Origin of the sequence: Micromonospora palomenae, from assembly GCF_007829925.1 — a bacterium.
Taxonomy (GTDB): Bacteria; Actinomycetota; Actinomycetes; order Mycobacteriales; family Micromonosporaceae; genus Micromonospora; species Micromonospora purpureochromogenes.
The window spans coordinates 1,101,976-1,114,909 of record NZ_VIXA01000001.1; the positions used below are offsets into that span (position 1 = coordinate 1,101,976).

The 12,934-nt window shown below is 76.3% G+C and carries 15 protein-coding genes and 1 tRNA gene; 12 read left to right on the forward strand and 4 right to left on the reverse strand.

The genetic code is table 11. The features are described from left to right. Positions 1-25: 25 nt before the first annotated feature. The 8 genes from FHX75_RS04940 (at position 26) to FHX75_RS04970 (ending at position 7,518) form a co-directional block, all read left to right on the forward strand. Positions 26-1,123 carry a 4Fe-4S dicluster domain-containing protein gene (locus tag FHX75_RS04940; protein ID WP_154936867.1) on the forward strand — a complete coding sequence of 366 codons (1,098 nt, stop codon included), beginning with the start codon at positions 26-28 and terminating at the stop codon, positions 1,121-1,123. After that, positions 1,120-2,409, forward strand: a complete 1,290-nt coding sequence (gene nrfD / locus FHX75_RS04945) for an NrfD/PsrC family molybdoenzyme membrane anchor subunit (protein WP_246157657.1) — start codon at positions 1,120-1,122, stop codon at positions 2,407-2,409. The genes FHX75_RS04940 and nrfD overlap by 4 nt, the downstream gene beginning before the upstream one ends. A gap of 44 nt (positions 2,410-2,453) precedes the next feature. Further along, a tRNA-Sec gene (locus FHX75_RS30560) sits at positions 2,454-2,549 on the forward strand. Between the two features lie 24 nt (positions 2,550-2,573). After that, positions 2,574-3,878 (forward strand): L-seryl-tRNA(Sec) selenium transferase, encoded by a 1,305-nt coding sequence (gene selA, locus FHX75_RS04950; protein ID WP_154936868.1) that lies wholly within the window; start codon positions 2,574-2,576, stop codon positions 3,876-3,878. Position 3,879: 1 nt separating this feature from the next. Continuing rightward, positions 3,880-5,643, forward strand: coding sequence for a selenocysteine-specific translation elongation factor (gene selB / locus FHX75_RS04955; protein WP_154936869.1), 1,764 nt, complete (start codon positions 3,880-3,882; stop codon positions 5,641-5,643). 89 nt (positions 5,644-5,732) lie between these two features. After that, on the forward strand, positions 5,733-5,930 hold the full coding sequence (locus FHX75_RS04960; RefSeq protein WP_088962125.1) for a hypothetical protein: 198 nt from the start codon (positions 5,733-5,735) through the stop codon (positions 5,928-5,930). A gap of 59 nt (positions 5,931-5,989) precedes the next feature. Further along, complete coding sequence (locus tag FHX75_RS04965; RefSeq protein ID WP_154936870.1) at positions 5,990-7,267, forward strand: hemolysin family protein; 1,278 nt, start codon at positions 5,990-5,992, stop codon at positions 7,265-7,267. A 65-nt stretch (positions 7,268-7,332) separates the two neighbouring features. Next, positions 7,333-7,518, forward strand: a complete 186-nt coding sequence (locus tag FHX75_RS04970) for a hypothetical protein (protein ID WP_154936871.1) — start codon at positions 7,333-7,335, stop codon at positions 7,516-7,518. A gap of 3 nt (positions 7,519-7,521) precedes the next feature. Here FHX75_RS04970 and FHX75_RS04975 read toward each other — a convergent pair whose 3' ends face one another. Continuing rightward, positions 7,522-8,175 (reverse strand): hypothetical protein, encoded by a 654-nt coding sequence (locus FHX75_RS04975; protein ID WP_154936872.1) that lies wholly within the window; start codon positions 8,173-8,175, stop codon positions 7,522-7,524. Between the two features lie 126 nt (positions 8,176-8,301). Between FHX75_RS04975 and FHX75_RS04980 the strand changes: the two genes are divergently transcribed. Further along, positions 8,302-8,514, forward strand: coding sequence for a hypothetical protein (locus FHX75_RS04980; RefSeq protein WP_154936873.1), 213 nt, complete (start codon positions 8,302-8,304; stop codon positions 8,512-8,514). On the opposite strand, the gene FHX75_RS04985 is transcribed toward FHX75_RS04980, so the two are convergent. From FHX75_RS04985 to FHX75_RS04995, 3 genes are all read right to left on the reverse strand, one after another. Then, the gene (locus FHX75_RS04985) at positions 8,511-8,987 is read right to left on the reverse strand and encodes a hypothetical protein (protein ID WP_154936874.1); all 477 of its coding nucleotides are present in this window, start codon (positions 8,985-8,987) and stop codon (positions 8,511-8,513) included. The two genes, FHX75_RS04980 and FHX75_RS04985, sit on opposite strands and share 4 nt — an antisense overlap. Continuing rightward, positions 8,984-9,193 carry a phosphatidylethanolamine-binding protein gene (locus tag FHX75_RS04990; protein WP_154936875.1) on the reverse strand — a complete coding sequence of 70 codons (210 nt, stop codon included), beginning with the start codon at positions 9,191-9,193 and terminating at the stop codon, positions 8,984-8,986. Before FHX75_RS04990 ends, FHX75_RS04985 begins: the two co-directional genes overlap by 4 nt. Positions 9,194-9,265: 72 nt before the next feature. Beyond that, positions 9,266-10,147 (reverse strand): universal stress protein, encoded by an 882-nt coding sequence (locus FHX75_RS04995; RefSeq protein ID WP_154936876.1) that lies wholly within the window; start codon positions 10,145-10,147, stop codon positions 9,266-9,268. Positions 10,148-10,265: 118 nt separating this feature from the next. Here FHX75_RS04995 and FHX75_RS05000 point away from each other — a divergent pair, with 118 nt between their 5' ends. The 3 genes from FHX75_RS05000 to FHX75_RS05010 all read left to right on the forward strand — a co-directional run bounded on the left by FHX75_RS05000 (position 10,266) and on the right by FHX75_RS05010 (position 12,784). Next, on the forward strand, positions 10,266-11,012 hold the full coding sequence (locus FHX75_RS05000; protein ID WP_154936877.1) for an SAM-dependent methyltransferase: 747 nt from the start codon (positions 10,266-10,268) through the stop codon (positions 11,010-11,012). A gap of 73 nt (positions 11,013-11,085) precedes the next feature. Continuing rightward, a complete protein-coding gene (locus tag FHX75_RS05005; RefSeq protein ID WP_154936878.1) occupies positions 11,086-12,264 on the forward strand; it encodes a PP2C family protein-serine/threonine phosphatase in 1,179 nt (392 codons plus the stop codon). Between the two features lie 46 nt (positions 12,265-12,310). Further along, positions 12,311-12,784: a MarR family transcriptional regulator gene (locus FHX75_RS05010; protein ID WP_154936879.1), complete on the forward strand. Its 474-nt coding sequence runs from the start codon at positions 12,311-12,313 to the stop codon at positions 12,782-12,784. Positions 12,785-12,934 lie beyond the last annotated feature (150 nt).

Consider the following 12,934-nt stretch of genomic DNA (forward strand, 5'->3'; position numbering starts at 1 on the left):
TCCGCCGAGGGGGAGGATGTCGACGATGCCTGACGCCAACAGCCTCTACGGCCCCCTCGACCCCGCCCCGGACGCCGGCTGGGTCGACGCCGGCCCGCGGGTGGGTTTCTTCACCGACACCAGCGTCTGCATCGGCTGCAAGGCGTGCGAGGTGGCCTGCAAGGAGTGGAACGGAGTACCGGACTCCGGGTTCGACCTGCTCGGCATGTCGTACGACAACACCGGCGCGCTGACCGCCAACTCCTGGCGGCACGTCGCCTTCATCGAGCAGCCCGTCCCGGCCGGGCACCGCACCCCGCCGTTCGCCGGCACCCCGACCGACGGGTCGGCCAGCGCGTCCTCGGCGGCCGTCGCCGCCGGCACCGGCAACCCGACCGGCACCGACCCGGGCGTGCCGCCGGGCTCGGCCTCCGCCGCCGCCCGGATGGCCGCCGACGGCGCCGCGGCACCGGCCACCGTCGCCGATCGCGGCACCGGCACAGGTGCGGTCGGCCAGTTCCTCGGCATGCCCGGTTCGCAGCCGCCCGGCCGGTCCACCGGCGTCGAGGAGCGCACCGACTTCCGCTGGCTGATGATGTCGGACGTCTGCAAGCACTGCACCCACGCCGCCTGCCTGGACGTCTGCCCGACCGGCTCGCTGTTCCGCACCGAGTTCGGCACGGTGGTGGTCCAGGAGGACATCTGCAACGGCTGCGGCTACTGCATCTCGGCCTGCCCGTACGGGGTGATCGACCAGCGTAAGGGAGACGGCCGGGCGTGGAAGTGCACGCTCTGCTACGACCGCCTCGGCGCGGGCATGACGCCCGCCTGCGCGCAGGCCTGTCCCACCGAGTCGATCCAGTTCGGACCGCTGGACGAGCTGCGGGAGCGGGCGGCGCGGCGGGTGGCCCAACTCCACGAGCGGGGAGTGCCGGAGGCGCGGCTCTACGGCAACGACCCCACCGACGGCGTCGGCGGTGACGGCGCGTTCTTCCTGCTGCTCGACGAGCCCGAGGTGTACGGCCTGCCGCCGGACCCGGTGGTGACCACCCGCGACCTGCCGAAGATGTGGAGGCGGGCCGGGCTGGCCGCGCTGGCCATGACGGCGGCCGCCGTCGCCGCGTTCATCGGAGGTTCGTCGTGAGTCCGGACCGCGCGCCCGTCGGCTCGCTGTTCCGTCGCTTCCGCGACCGGCTGGAGACGCAGGGGCCCGGCCGCCTCGGCGGTCCCGGCCACCGGGGCGGCCACGGGCCGAAGATCGGCGTGGGGCCCGCCGGCTCCGAGCCGCTGGCGGCGAACGCCGGGGAACCCGGCGGTCCGGGCGACGACCAGCGGCGGGTCGGTGCGGGCGCCATGACGTCCGGACCCGCCCCCGCACCGGACCAGGCCGCCGTGGACGCCCGCCGGGCAGCAGGGCCTGACCAGGCCCCGGTGGACACCGCCCGCAGCGCTCGCCGCAGGCGGGCCGGGCGCGGCGGCGAGGAGCTGCGCGTGCCGGAGGCCGAGTTCACCTCGTACTACGGCCGGCCGATCCTCAAGGTGCCGGTGTGGCGGTGGGACATCGCCGCGTACCTGTTCACCGGGGGCTTGGCCGCCGGCTCGTCGCTGCTGGCCGCCGGCGGGCAGCTCACCGGCCGCCCGGCGTTGCGCCGCGCCGGCCGGATCACCGCGCTGGGCGCGGTCACCGCCAGCGCGTACTTCCTGATCCACGACCTGGGGCGGCCGTCCCGCTTCCACCACATGCTGCGGGTCGCGAAGCCGACCTCGCCGATGTCGGTGGGCACCTGGATCCTGAGCGCCTTCGGGCCGGCCGCCGGCGTGGCCGCGATCGCCGAGGCGGCGCCCTGGCTCCCCGAGCGGGGCGTGCTCGGGCTGGCCCGCCAGGTGCTGCCCCCGGTCGGGCAGGCCGCCGGGCTGGCGGCCGCCGCCACCGCGCCGGCCCTGGCCACGTACACCGGGGTGCTGCTGGCCGGGACGGCGGTGCCGTCCTGGCACGAGGCGTACCCGGAACTGCCGACCATCTTCGCGGGCAGCGCACTGGCCAGCGGCGCCGCCGTGGGGCTGATCGCCGCGCCGTGCGCGCAGGCCGGCCCGGCGCGGCGGATGGCCGTGGCCGGCGCGGCGCTGGAACTGCTCGGCTCGCACTCGGTGGAGACCCGGCTCGGGTTGCTCAGCGAGCCGTACCGCACGGGCCGGGCGGGCCGGTTGCTGCGCGCCGGGCGGGCGCTGACCGCCGCCGGGGTGGCTGGGGCGCTGGTCGGCCGGCGCAGCCGGGTGATCTCCGCGCTCTCCGGCGGGACGCTGCTCGCCGCGTCGGTGGCCACCCGGTTCGGCATCTTCCACGGCGGCGTCGCCTCGGCGCGGGATCCGAAGTACACGGTCGTGCCGCAGCGGGAGCGGGTGCGCCGCCGGGAGGCCGGCGAAGGCTGAGGCTCGCCGCACGACGGGCCGAGGGCTGTGGTTGACTCCTCAACGGAGGCGTTCAGGAGGCTGGTGCCCCTCCCGGTCTTCAAAACCGGTGTGGCCCGGGACCCGGGTCAGGCGGGTTCGATTCCCGTCCGTCTCCGCCAAACCGCTGGGGAGAGATGACGCGCATGGGCGAGGCGCCGGCCGACCCACGACGGCGGGTGCCGCGCACCGACACCCTGCTCGCCGACCCGCGCCTGGCCGCGGCGGTCGCCACCCTCGGCCGCGACCGGGTCAAGGCCGCCGTGGGTCGCGCCCAGGAGCGCGCCCGCCGCGGCGACATCACCCCCGAACAGGTACCCGACGAGGTCCTCGCCGCGCTGCCCGCGCCGGCGCCCCGCGCGGTGCTCAACGCCACCGGCGTCGTGCTGCACACCAACCTCGGCCGGGCGCCACTGTCGGCCGCCGCCGTCGAGGCGGTCGTCGCCGCCGCCGGGCACACGGACGTGGAGCTGGACCTGCACACCGGACGGCGCGCCCGGCGGGGACGCGACGCCCTGGACGCGCTCGCCGCCGCGGTGCCGGACGCGGCGGCCGTGCACGTGGTGAACAACGGCGCCGCCGCGCTGGTGCTCGCCGCCACCGCCCTGGCCGCCGGCGCGGAGATCGTGGTGAGCCGGGGCGAACTGGTGGAGATCGGCGACGGGTTCCGCCTGCCGGACCTGCTGGAGAGCACCGGCGCCCGGCTGCGGGAGGTCGGCACCACCAACCGCACCACGCTGGCCGACTACGCGGCGGCGATCGGCCCGGCGACCGGCTTCGTGCTGAAGGTGCACCCGTCGAACTTCCTGGTCACCGGCTTCACCTCGGCCGTGCCGGTCCGCGCGCTGGCCACCCTCGGCGTGCCGGTGGTGGCCGACATCGGCTCCGGGCTGCTCGCGCCGGACCCGTTGCTGCCCGACGAGCCGGACGCCGCCAGCACCCTGCGGGCCGGCGCGGCGCTGGTCACCGCCAGCGGCGACAAGCTCCTCGGCGGGCCGCAGGCCGGGTTGCTGCTCGGCGACGCCGCGCTGGTCGAGCGGCTGCGCCGGCACCCCCTCGCCCGCGCGCTGCGGGTCGACAAGCTCACCCTCGCCGCCCTGGCGGCCACCCTGCACGGCCCGGACACCCCCACCCGGGCCGCCCTGCACGCTGACCCCGCCGGGCTGCGGGAGCGGGCCGAACGGCTGCGCGACGCGCTCGGCGCCGACGGCTGCAAGGCCGAGGTGGTGCCGAGCAGCGCCGTGGTCGGCGGTGGCGGCGCACCCGGCGTGACGCTGGACTCGTGGGCGCTGAGCCTGCCCGAGGCGTACGCCGGGCCGCTGCGCCTCGGCGCGCCGCCGGTGCTCGGCCGGGTGCTGCGGGGCCGGCTCCTGCTGGACCTGCGCTGCGTCCCCCCGGCCGCCGACGACACCCTGCGCGCCGCCGTGCTGCGGGTCCCGGCGGCCTGCTGACATGTACGTCGTCGCCACCGCCGGCCACGTCGACCACGGCAAGTCGACCCTGGTCCGGGCATTGACCGGGATGGAACCCGACCGGTGGGCCGAGGAACGCCGCCGGGGCATGACCATCGACCTCGGCTTCGCCTGGACCACGCTGCCCGCCGGCGGCACCATCGCCTTCGTCGACGTGCCCGGCCACGAGCGTTTCGTGCCGAACATGCTCGCCGGCGTCGGGCCCGTCCCGGCCGCGCTGGTCATCGTCGCCGCCGACGAGGGCTGGATGCCGCAGTCCGCCGAGCACCTGGCCGCGCTGCACGCGCTCGGGGTGTCGTACGGGCTGCTGGCGGTGACCCGCGCGGACCTGGCCGACCCGGCGCCGGCGCTGGCCCGGGCCCGGGCGGAGCTCGCCGCCACCAGCCTCGGCGCGGTGGAGGCGGTACCGGTCAGCGCGGTCACCGGCGCGGGCCTGCCCGAGCTGCGCGCCGCCCTGGACCGGCTGGTCGCCCGCCTGCCGGCGCCCGCGCCGGACGTGCCGGTGCGGCTCTGGGTGGACCGGTCCTTCACCATCCGGGGCAGCGGCACCGTGGTGACCGGCACCCTCGGCGGCGGCCGGCTGCGGGTCGGCGACCAGCTGGAGCTGGCCGCCACCGGCGAGCCGGTCCGGGTACGCGGCCTGCACTCCCTCGGCGCCGCCCACGACCGGGTGGACGCGGTGGCCCGGGTCGCGGTCAACCTGCGGGGCGTGCCGAAGGACCGGCTGGGCCGGGGCGACGCGCTGCTCACCCCCGGCCGTTTCCGGCTCACCGACCTGCTCGACGTCCGGCTGGTCGGCGACCCGGCCGCCGACCTGCCCGCCACCCTCACCGTGCACGTGGGCTCGGCGGCCGTGCCGGCCCGGGTCCGCCCGCTCGGGCACGACACCGTCCGGCTGCGGCTGGCCCGGCCGCTGCCGCTGCTCGTCGGCGACCGGGCGCTGCTGCGCGACCCCGGACGGCACCACGTCAGCGGCGGGGTGACGGTGCTGGACGTGGCGCCACCGCCGCTGCGCCGGCGCGGCGCCGCCGCGGCCCGGGCGGCCGTCCTCGCCGACCTCGACGGGCGGCCCGACCTCGCCGGGGAGCTGCGCCGCCGGGCGCTGGTCCGCGCCGGGGAGCTGACCCGGATGGGGGTGCCGGCCACCGTCGCCCCGGTCGCCGGCGACTGGCTCGCCGACCCCGAGCACTGGCGGCGGCTGGCCACCCGGCTGGCCGAGGAGACCACCCGGTACGCGCGCGAGCATCCGCTCGACCCGGGCGTCCCGGTGGAGGTGCTGCGCCGGCGTCTCGACCTGCCCGACCGCGCGCTGGTCGAGGCCCTGGTCCGCCCGCCGCTGGCGCTGCGCGCCGGCCGGGTCACCGCCGCCGGGGTCGACGCGCTGCCCGCACCGGTGGCCCGGGCCGTGCAGCGGGTCCGTGCCGAGTACGCCGACCACCCGTTCCGCGCCCCCGAGGCGGACCGCCTCGCCACCCTCGGCCTGGGCCCCCGGGAGATCGGCGCTGCCGTGCGTGCCGGGGCGCTGCTGCGGCTGGCCGAGAACGTGGTGCTGCTGCCCGGCGCGCTCGACGACGCGGTCCGGGTGCTGGCCGGGCTGCCGCAGCCGTTCACGCTCAGCGCCGCCCGGCAGGCGCTGGACACCACCCGCCGGGTCGCCGTACCGCTGCTCGAGCTGCTGGACCGGCGCGGCGCCACCCGCCGGCTGCCCGACGACGCCCGCGAGGTGGTCGGCCGCCCGTCCTGACCTCCACCAGGCCCGGCGGGGCAGCGGTGGTGCCACGGGCTGGCCCGAAGCCGCACCGGGACGGGCGCCGCGTCGCCTACCGTGACGCCATGGACCCATCGGCGGTCTGGCGGGACAAGAACCACCGCTGGCGGATCGAGGCGTACCGGGCCCCGGACCTGCGGTTCGCGATCTTCGCCACCAACGGCACCACCGAGTCGGCCCCGCTGTGGCTGTTCGGCATGTCGGCGCTGGCCCGCTGGCTGATGACCCACGCCATCTCCCTCGACGACCTGGAAAACGACTGACCCGGCCTCCCCGGCGACGCCACTGCGGTTGAGTAGGGGCCAGGTTGGGAGGGGGTGGCATGCTCGGGCAGCTCGCGCTGGTCGCCGTGCTGGTGCTGATCAACGCCGCCCTGTCCGGCAGCGAGATGGCGCTGGTGACGCTGCGCGAGGCGCAGCTGCGCCAGCTGGGCCGCTCCGGTCGGGCCGGAGCGCGGCTGGCCCGGCTGGCCCGGGAACCGAACCGCTACCTGGCCACCATCCAGCTCGGCATCACCCTCGCCGGGTTCCTCGCCTCGGCGGCCGCCGCCGTCTCGCTGGCGCAGCCGCTGATCGGCCCGCTCGGTTTCCTCGGCGGCGCGGCCCGGCCGGTGGCCGTGGTGCTGGTGACCGTGGTGCTGACCTTCGTCACCCTGGTCGTCGGAGAGCTGGCCCCGAAACGGCTGGCGATGCAGTGGGCGGAGCGGTGGGCGTTGCTGAGCGCACCCCCGCTGGACGTGCTGGCCCGGCTGTCCCGGCCGGCGATCTGGCTGCTCAGCCGCGCCACCGACCTGCTGGTCCGGCTCGCCGGCGGGGACCCGCGGGCACAGCGGCAGGAGGTGACCGAGGAGGAGCTGCGGGAGATGCTGGTCAGCCAACGGGGGCTGTCGGCGCAGCAGCGGGAGATCCTGTCCGGGGCGTTCGACATCGCCGGCCGTACCCTGCGGGAGATCCTGGTCCCCCGACGGGACGTGACGGTGCTGCCCGCCTCGCTGTCGGCGGCCGAGGCGATGCGCCGGATGGCCGCCACCGGGCGCTCCCGCGCCCCGGTCGTGGGGCCGGGCGGGCTGGACGACGTCCGGGGCATGGTGCACATCCGCGACCTGGTCGACGGCCACGGCGACACGGCCGGCCAGCGGGCCCGCCGGCCGCTGCTGCTGCCCGGCACGCTGCCGGTCGCCGACGCCATGCGCCAGCTGCGGCAACGCCACGAACAGCTCGCCCTGGTGGTCGACGAGTACGGCGGCATCGACGGCCTGATCACCATGGAGGACCTGCTGGAGGAGGTCGTCGGCGAGCTGTACGACGAGACCGACCGGGACGTCTCCGGGGTGCTGCGGGAGCCGGACGGGGCACTGGTGCTCCCCGGTGACTTCCCGCTGCACGACCTGGCCGACGTGGGGGTGCGGCTGGCCTTTCCGCTGCCGCGCGACTACACCACCGTCGCCGGGCTGGTCCTGGCCGGACTGGGCCGGCTGCCAGACGGGCCGGGGGAGTCGGTGCGGCTGCCCGGGCTCACCGTCGAGGTGGTCGAGGTGGCCGACCGGGCGGTACGGCGGGTCCGGCTGCGCGGCCCGGCGTCCGGCGGCCGGGCCGAGTGACCCGGACGGGTTACCGGTCGCGAAAACCGCCGTACCGGGGTGGAACGCGCCGTACCGTGCGGAACGTGAAGGACCGAGGAATGCGGACGTTCCTGGCGGTGCTCGCCGGACTGGCGGTGATCTACTTCGGCGCCACCGGGCGCAGCGCCGATGAGGGCGGCGGGATCTCCGGCGGGGTGGTGCTGCTCGCCCTGGCCGCCGCGCTGCTGGTGTGGAACCTGACCAAGCCGGGGGACAAGCCGGTCAAGTGACGCTCACCGGGCCGCCGCCGTCCGGTTGACCTCGCTCGCGGACTCCTCGCCCAGGGCCACCCGGACCAGCGCCGAGGCGAGCCGGCCGAAGTCCGCCTCGCCGACCAGGCCGGCCAGTCCGCGCGGGTTCGCCGGCAGCCCGAGCCGCTTCGCCCCGGTCAGGGTCCGCCGGTCGGCGTACGGGCGCACGTCCGGCCAGACCTCCTGCGCCTCCCGCAGGAAGATGTCCGCGCCGGTCGGACCGATGCCGGGGAACTCGGTGAGCAGCCGGCGCAGCGCGGTCGGCTGGCCGTCGGCCTCCCGGTGCAGCCGGCGCAGGTCGCCGTGCCAGCGGTCCAGGCAGAGCCGGGCGCCGGTGCCGAGCATCGTGGCGGTCCGCTCGTCGTAGCGGCGGTAGTGCCCGCGCCCCAGCGCGTCTACCCGCTCCTGCCAGCTCGCCGCCTCCATCGCCTGCGGGGTGCGCCAGCCGGCGGCGAAGAGTTCCCGCGCGGCGGCGAGCGCCACCCCCGCCCGGATCCGGGTGCTCAACAGGGTGGCCAGCACCAGCAGTTGGTACAGCGGCCCCGGCCGGTCGGTCAGCCGGATGCCGGCCTCCTCGGCGTAGGTGCGTCCCTGTCGGTCCAGCAGGGCCCGGGCCACCCGTCGGTCGTCCCCCATCACCGTGCAGTACCCACCCTGTGGCGGATCAGCCGGGCCGCCGCCGGTCGAATGTGCGCCACGGCGGCGGGTAAGCCGCGGGGTGCGCGGCCTGCTGGTCGTGCACCCCGTCGGAAGGAGAGACCCGTGGTGAACCCGCAGCAGATGGAGTTCCGCCGCAACGCCAAGGGCTCCACCAGTCAGGACAGCCGGAAGACCGCCACGCACGCGGGCGGGCATCCGCTGAACAAGGGCACGTCCAACGCGGACGTGGGGCGGACGGTGCCGAAGGGGCAGGTCTCGCCGTACGGCCCGGCCGGTGAGCCGATCGCCGACGACGAGAGCGACGACCGGGGCTAACCGCACCGCGCGGAGGGCGGCCGTAGCCGGTTCAAGGTGGCTGCGGCCGCCATTCCGTACGCCAGATGCGGCACGAGGTCGGCCATCCAGTCGGACCGGCGCCAGGTGCGCGGGTCGCTGATCCGCAGGACGGCCAGCGAGGCGTCCGTGGTGGCCATCGTCGCGCCGCCGAGCAGCGCGGTCCCCACCGCCAGCGGCATCCGGCGGGTCCCGGCGAGCGCCCCCAACACGGCGCCGGCCCCGATACCCACGGCGTAGCCGAGGACGGCCCCGAGGCCCGAGCGGCGGTTTGCCGCCCGGTCCTCGGGGCCCAGGTCCACGTGCGCGAGACCGGCGAGCCGTCCGACCGTCTCCTCCGGGGTGCTGCTCGTCGGTCGGGCCCGGACCGCCACGTCCAGGTAGCTGACCACGTTCAACGCGGCGCTGCCGACCGCACCGGCGATCGCCCCGTCGACCACACCCGACGTCCTCACTTCGGATCGCCGGGTTCGCGCTCACCCTTCGGGCCGAACGTCCGTTCCCCCCGGACCACGCCCCGTTGGCCGCGATCCTCCTGCAGAATCCGGTTGGCGACCTGGTTGGCCTCCTGGTCCGCCGCCCGCCCCGACTGCTCGATCAGGTCGCGCAGGCGCGCGCGTTCCTTGTCGTACGCGTTGCTTCCCGGCCGTGGTCCTGGCATCGCCGCCTCCTCGGTCGCTGTCACCGCGTGCCGTACCCGCGCCGTCTACCCGTCTGCCGGCGGGTCAACCGCTCAGTCCGGGGTACGCACCACGGCCACCGGGCAGGCGCTGTGGTGCAGCACCCCGTGGCTCACCGAGCCGAGCAGCAGCCCGGCCAGCTCGCCGCGCCCCCGACCGCCGACCACCACCAGCAGCGCCCGGCGGGACGCGGCGGTGAGCGCGGCGACCGCCCGGTCCCGCACCACCTCGCGGGTGATCGGCAGGTCGGGGTACCGCTCGCCGATGCCGGCGAGGGCCTCGACGAGCACCCGGTTCTCCTCGGCGCGCAGTTGGGACTCGTCGTAGACCAGCGGCTGCATGTCGCCGGGGCCGCCGGAGGCCGGGTGGCGGTAGGCGTGCACCGCGTGCAGCGCGGCGCCCCGGATGTCGGCCTGCTCGGCGGCGAACTCCACGGCCTCCCGGGCCGCCGGGGAGCCGTCCACCCCGACCACCACCGGGCCGCCGCCGTGTTCCTCGCCGCGCGCCACCAGCACCGGGCACTGCGCGTACGTGGCGACCTGCACCGCCACCGAGCCGATGATCAGCGCCCCGAAGCCGCCCAGCCCGCGGTCACCGAGTACGACCAGTGCGGCGGTGGGTGTCTCGCCGAGCAGCACCGCCGACGCCTCGCCGTCGATGATCTCGCCGGTCACCCGGATCCCCGGTACGGCCGCCTCCGCCTCGGCGACCGCCCGCGCGACGAGTTCCTCCGCCTGGTGGCGCAGGCCGGCGCCGGGCGGGGCGCCGGCGAGCGGGTCCACGGGCACCCGCAGCAGCGGCCAGATGAACCCGTGCACCACCCGCAGCGGCCGGTGCCGGCGGGCCGCCTCCGCCGCGGCGAGCCGGACGGCGCGCAGCGCCGGCTCCGAGCCGTCCACGCCCACCACCACCGCCGCGCCGTTCGCCGAGTTCACCGCCGCGCACCTCCTGCCCGCGGCCAGTATCGCGGCCCGGGGACTGTCGCCGGGGCGATACCGCGAGGGCGGTCGCCTCGCTACGCTGTCGCCCACCCGTCGGAAGGGAGCGCCGTCGATGGTTGAGCCGGAGCAGCCGAGCACCGCGCGCATGATCGACTTCTGGTTGGGCGGTGAGCACCACTTCCCGGTGGACGCGGCGGCGGCCCGTGCCTTCGAGGAGGCGTACGGGCCGTGCGCGGCGATCTTCCGGGACCTGCGGGACTTCCTCGGCCGGGCGGTCGGGGCGGTCGCCGAGGCCGGCGTCGACGGCTTCCTCGTCTTCGGGGCCGGCCTGCCCACCCAGGGCAACGTGCACGAGGTGGCCACCGCCGCCACCGTCCTCTACACCGACGTCGACCCGGTCACCATCCGGCTCGGGCAGCGCATCCTGGCCGGCAGCGACCGCGCCGGCTACGGCTACGGCGACGCCACCGACATCGGCACCGTCGACCCGGCCCAGCTGCACCGCTTCGTGCCCGGCTGGGGGAGGAGACCGGTCGGCGTGGTCTTCCTCGGCCTGGCCGCGTTCCTGGACGACGAGACGCTGGCCCGGACCCTCGACGAGCTCTACGACGCGGTGGCCCCGGGCAGCTTCCTGGCGTTCGACTTCGACAGCGAGGAGCTGGCCGGGTATCCGCAGGCGCTGGCGATGATGGGGCCGCAGTTCCGGATGCGGACCCCGGCGTCGTTCGCCCCGCTGCTCGGGCGATGGGTGCCGACGGCCGAGGGCGTCGTGCCGGTCGCCCGCTGGCGGCCCCGGGGCGAGCCGGCCGCGGTCCCGGACGCGTTCCACGGCGGGCTGGCCGGCAAGCCCACCGACTGACCCGGCCGGTGCGGCGTCCGGCCGCGCGTCCGTATGATGCTTGCCCTACAGCAAGAATATCTGGAGGACGAACATGCCGGACGTGCCCGCAGCGGTGTCCCGTGCGCTGCGCGCAGCCCCGCCGGACCAGCTGGTGGAGGCCGCGGACCGGGTCGTCCGGTCGCGCCTCGCCGCCGCACGCACCGACGTGTTCCTGGCCGACTACCGGATCACCGGGCTCTGGCCGGTGCTCGACCCCGACCTGCCGGACGCCGGCTTCCTGGCCTGTCAGGGGGTCGCGCAGCGCTGCTTCAGCAGCCAGCAGCCGGTGCTGGACGCCCGGGACGACGGGCACTGCCGCGTCTGGGTGCCGCTGACGGCCTGGGGGGAGCGGCTCGGGGTGCTGCTGGTCGAGCTGACCGGGCCGGCGGACGCGCAGACGGTGGCGTCGATCGGCGAGGTCGCCGACGAGCTGGCCACCGCGCTACGCGCCGCCGACCGGGAGACCGACCGGTACCGTCGGGCCCGCCGCCGGGAACGGCTCAGCATGGCCGCCGAGATGCAGTGGGACCTGCTGCCCGGACGCAGCGTGCGGCACCACGCGTTCCTGCTGGCCGGCCAGTTGGAGCCGGCGTACGGCGTGGGCGGGGACCACTTCGACTGGTCCGTCGACGGGGACCGGCTCACCGTCACCGTGCTCAACGGGACCGGCACGGGCATGTCCGCCGCCCTGCTGACCACGTTGACCGTCAACGCGATGCGCAACGCCCGGCGCTCCGGCGGCGGGCTGGTGGAGCAGGCCGAGCTGGCCTCGGACACCATCCACTACCAGCACCGCGGCCGGCGGCACGTGGCCACCTTGCTGCTCGCCGTCGACACCGTCACCGGTCGGGTACGCGCGGTGGACGCCGGTTCGCCACACCTGCTGCGGGTCCGCGGCGCCACGGTGACGCCGATCGAACTGGACCGCCAGCTGCCGCTGGGCATGTTCGCCGAGACGCGCTACGACGTGCAGGAGTTCGACCTGGAGCCGGGGGACCGGCTCTTCGTGGTCAGCGACGGCGTCTACGACGCGCAGCCGGGCGGCCAGGAGGCGTACGGGGAGCGGGCGATGGCGCGGTCGATGCGGTCCACGCGGTTGCAGCCGGCGACCGAGGCGGTTGGTACCGTGATGCGCGAACTGTTCGCCTATCACGCCGAAGCGGACCTGCGCGACGACGCCGTCGTCGTCTGTCTGGACTGGGTCGGTGTCAGCGGTCAGGGCGAGCGGTAGCAGGCCGGCAGCCGGGTACGAGCGGAACAATCGCAGGGGGCACCGGGTGGAGCGACCTCCGAATCTCGCCGCGGCGATCGATGCTGCCGCCGAGGCGCTGATCGGTGTGCTCGACTCCGCCACCTCGCGGCACCACGTCACCGTCCCGCCGACGCAGCTGCGGGTGCTCGCCCTGATCAGCGCGCGGCCGGACACCAACGTGAACCGGCTGGCGGAGCTGCTCGACGTCGTACCCTCCTCGGCCAGCCGGCTCTGCGACCGGCTGGAGGCCACCGGGCTGCTGCGCCGGGTGGCCGACCCGCGCGACCGGCGGGAGGTCCGGCTGGTTCCCACCGCCGCGGCCCAGACCCTGCTGCGCGAGCTGAAGGAGCGGCGCCACCAGGCCGTGCAGGCGATCCTCGACCGGATGCCGGCGCGGGCGCAGAACGACCTGCTGCTGTCGTTGCTGGCCTTCGCGCAGGCCGTGGAGGCCGGTGCGGCGACGCAGCCCGACACCACCACCACCGCACGCACCGCCTGACCCCGCTTCACCCGAGCACGGAGACAGCGGCGCTCCACTAGTGTCCTAGGATGCCTTACGCGTGGTGACGCACCACACACCGAACAGCCGGAAACGACGGGAGCGCAGCCCCCGAGGGCTGATACGTGAGCCCGATATAGTGGCAACTCG

Coding starts and splice junctions, on each gene's coding strand:
- FHX75_RS04940 (WP_154936867.1), top strand. CDS start 26: ATGCCTGACGCCAACAGCCTCTACGGCCCCCTCGACCCCGCCCCGGAC.
- selA (WP_154936868.1), top strand. CDS start 2,574: ATGGGCGAGGCGCCGGCCGACCCACGACGGCGGGTGCCGCGCACCGAC.
- selB (WP_154936869.1), top strand. CDS start 3,880: ATGTACGTCGTCGCCACCGCCGGCCACGTCGACCACGGCAAGTCGACC.
- FHX75_RS04960 (WP_088962125.1), top strand. CDS start 5,733: ATGGACCCATCGGCGGTCTGGCGGGACAAGAACCACCGCTGGCGGATC.
- FHX75_RS04965 (WP_154936870.1), top strand. CDS start 5,990: ATGCTCGGGCAGCTCGCGCTGGTCGCCGTGCTGGTGCTGATCAACGCC.
- FHX75_RS04975 (WP_154936872.1), bottom strand. CDS start 8,175: ATGGGGGACGACCGACGGGTGGCCCGGGCCCTGCTGGACCGACAGGGA.
- FHX75_RS04990 (WP_154936875.1), bottom strand. CDS start 9,193: ATGCCAGGACCACGGCCGGGAAGCAACGCGTACGACAAGGAACGCGCG.
- FHX75_RS05000 (WP_154936877.1), top strand. CDS start 10,266: ATGGTTGAGCCGGAGCAGCCGAGCACCGCGCGCATGATCGACTTCTGG.
- FHX75_RS05005 (WP_154936878.1), top strand. CDS start 11,086: ATGCCGGACGTGCCCGCAGCGGTGTCCCGTGCGCTGCGCGCAGCCCCG.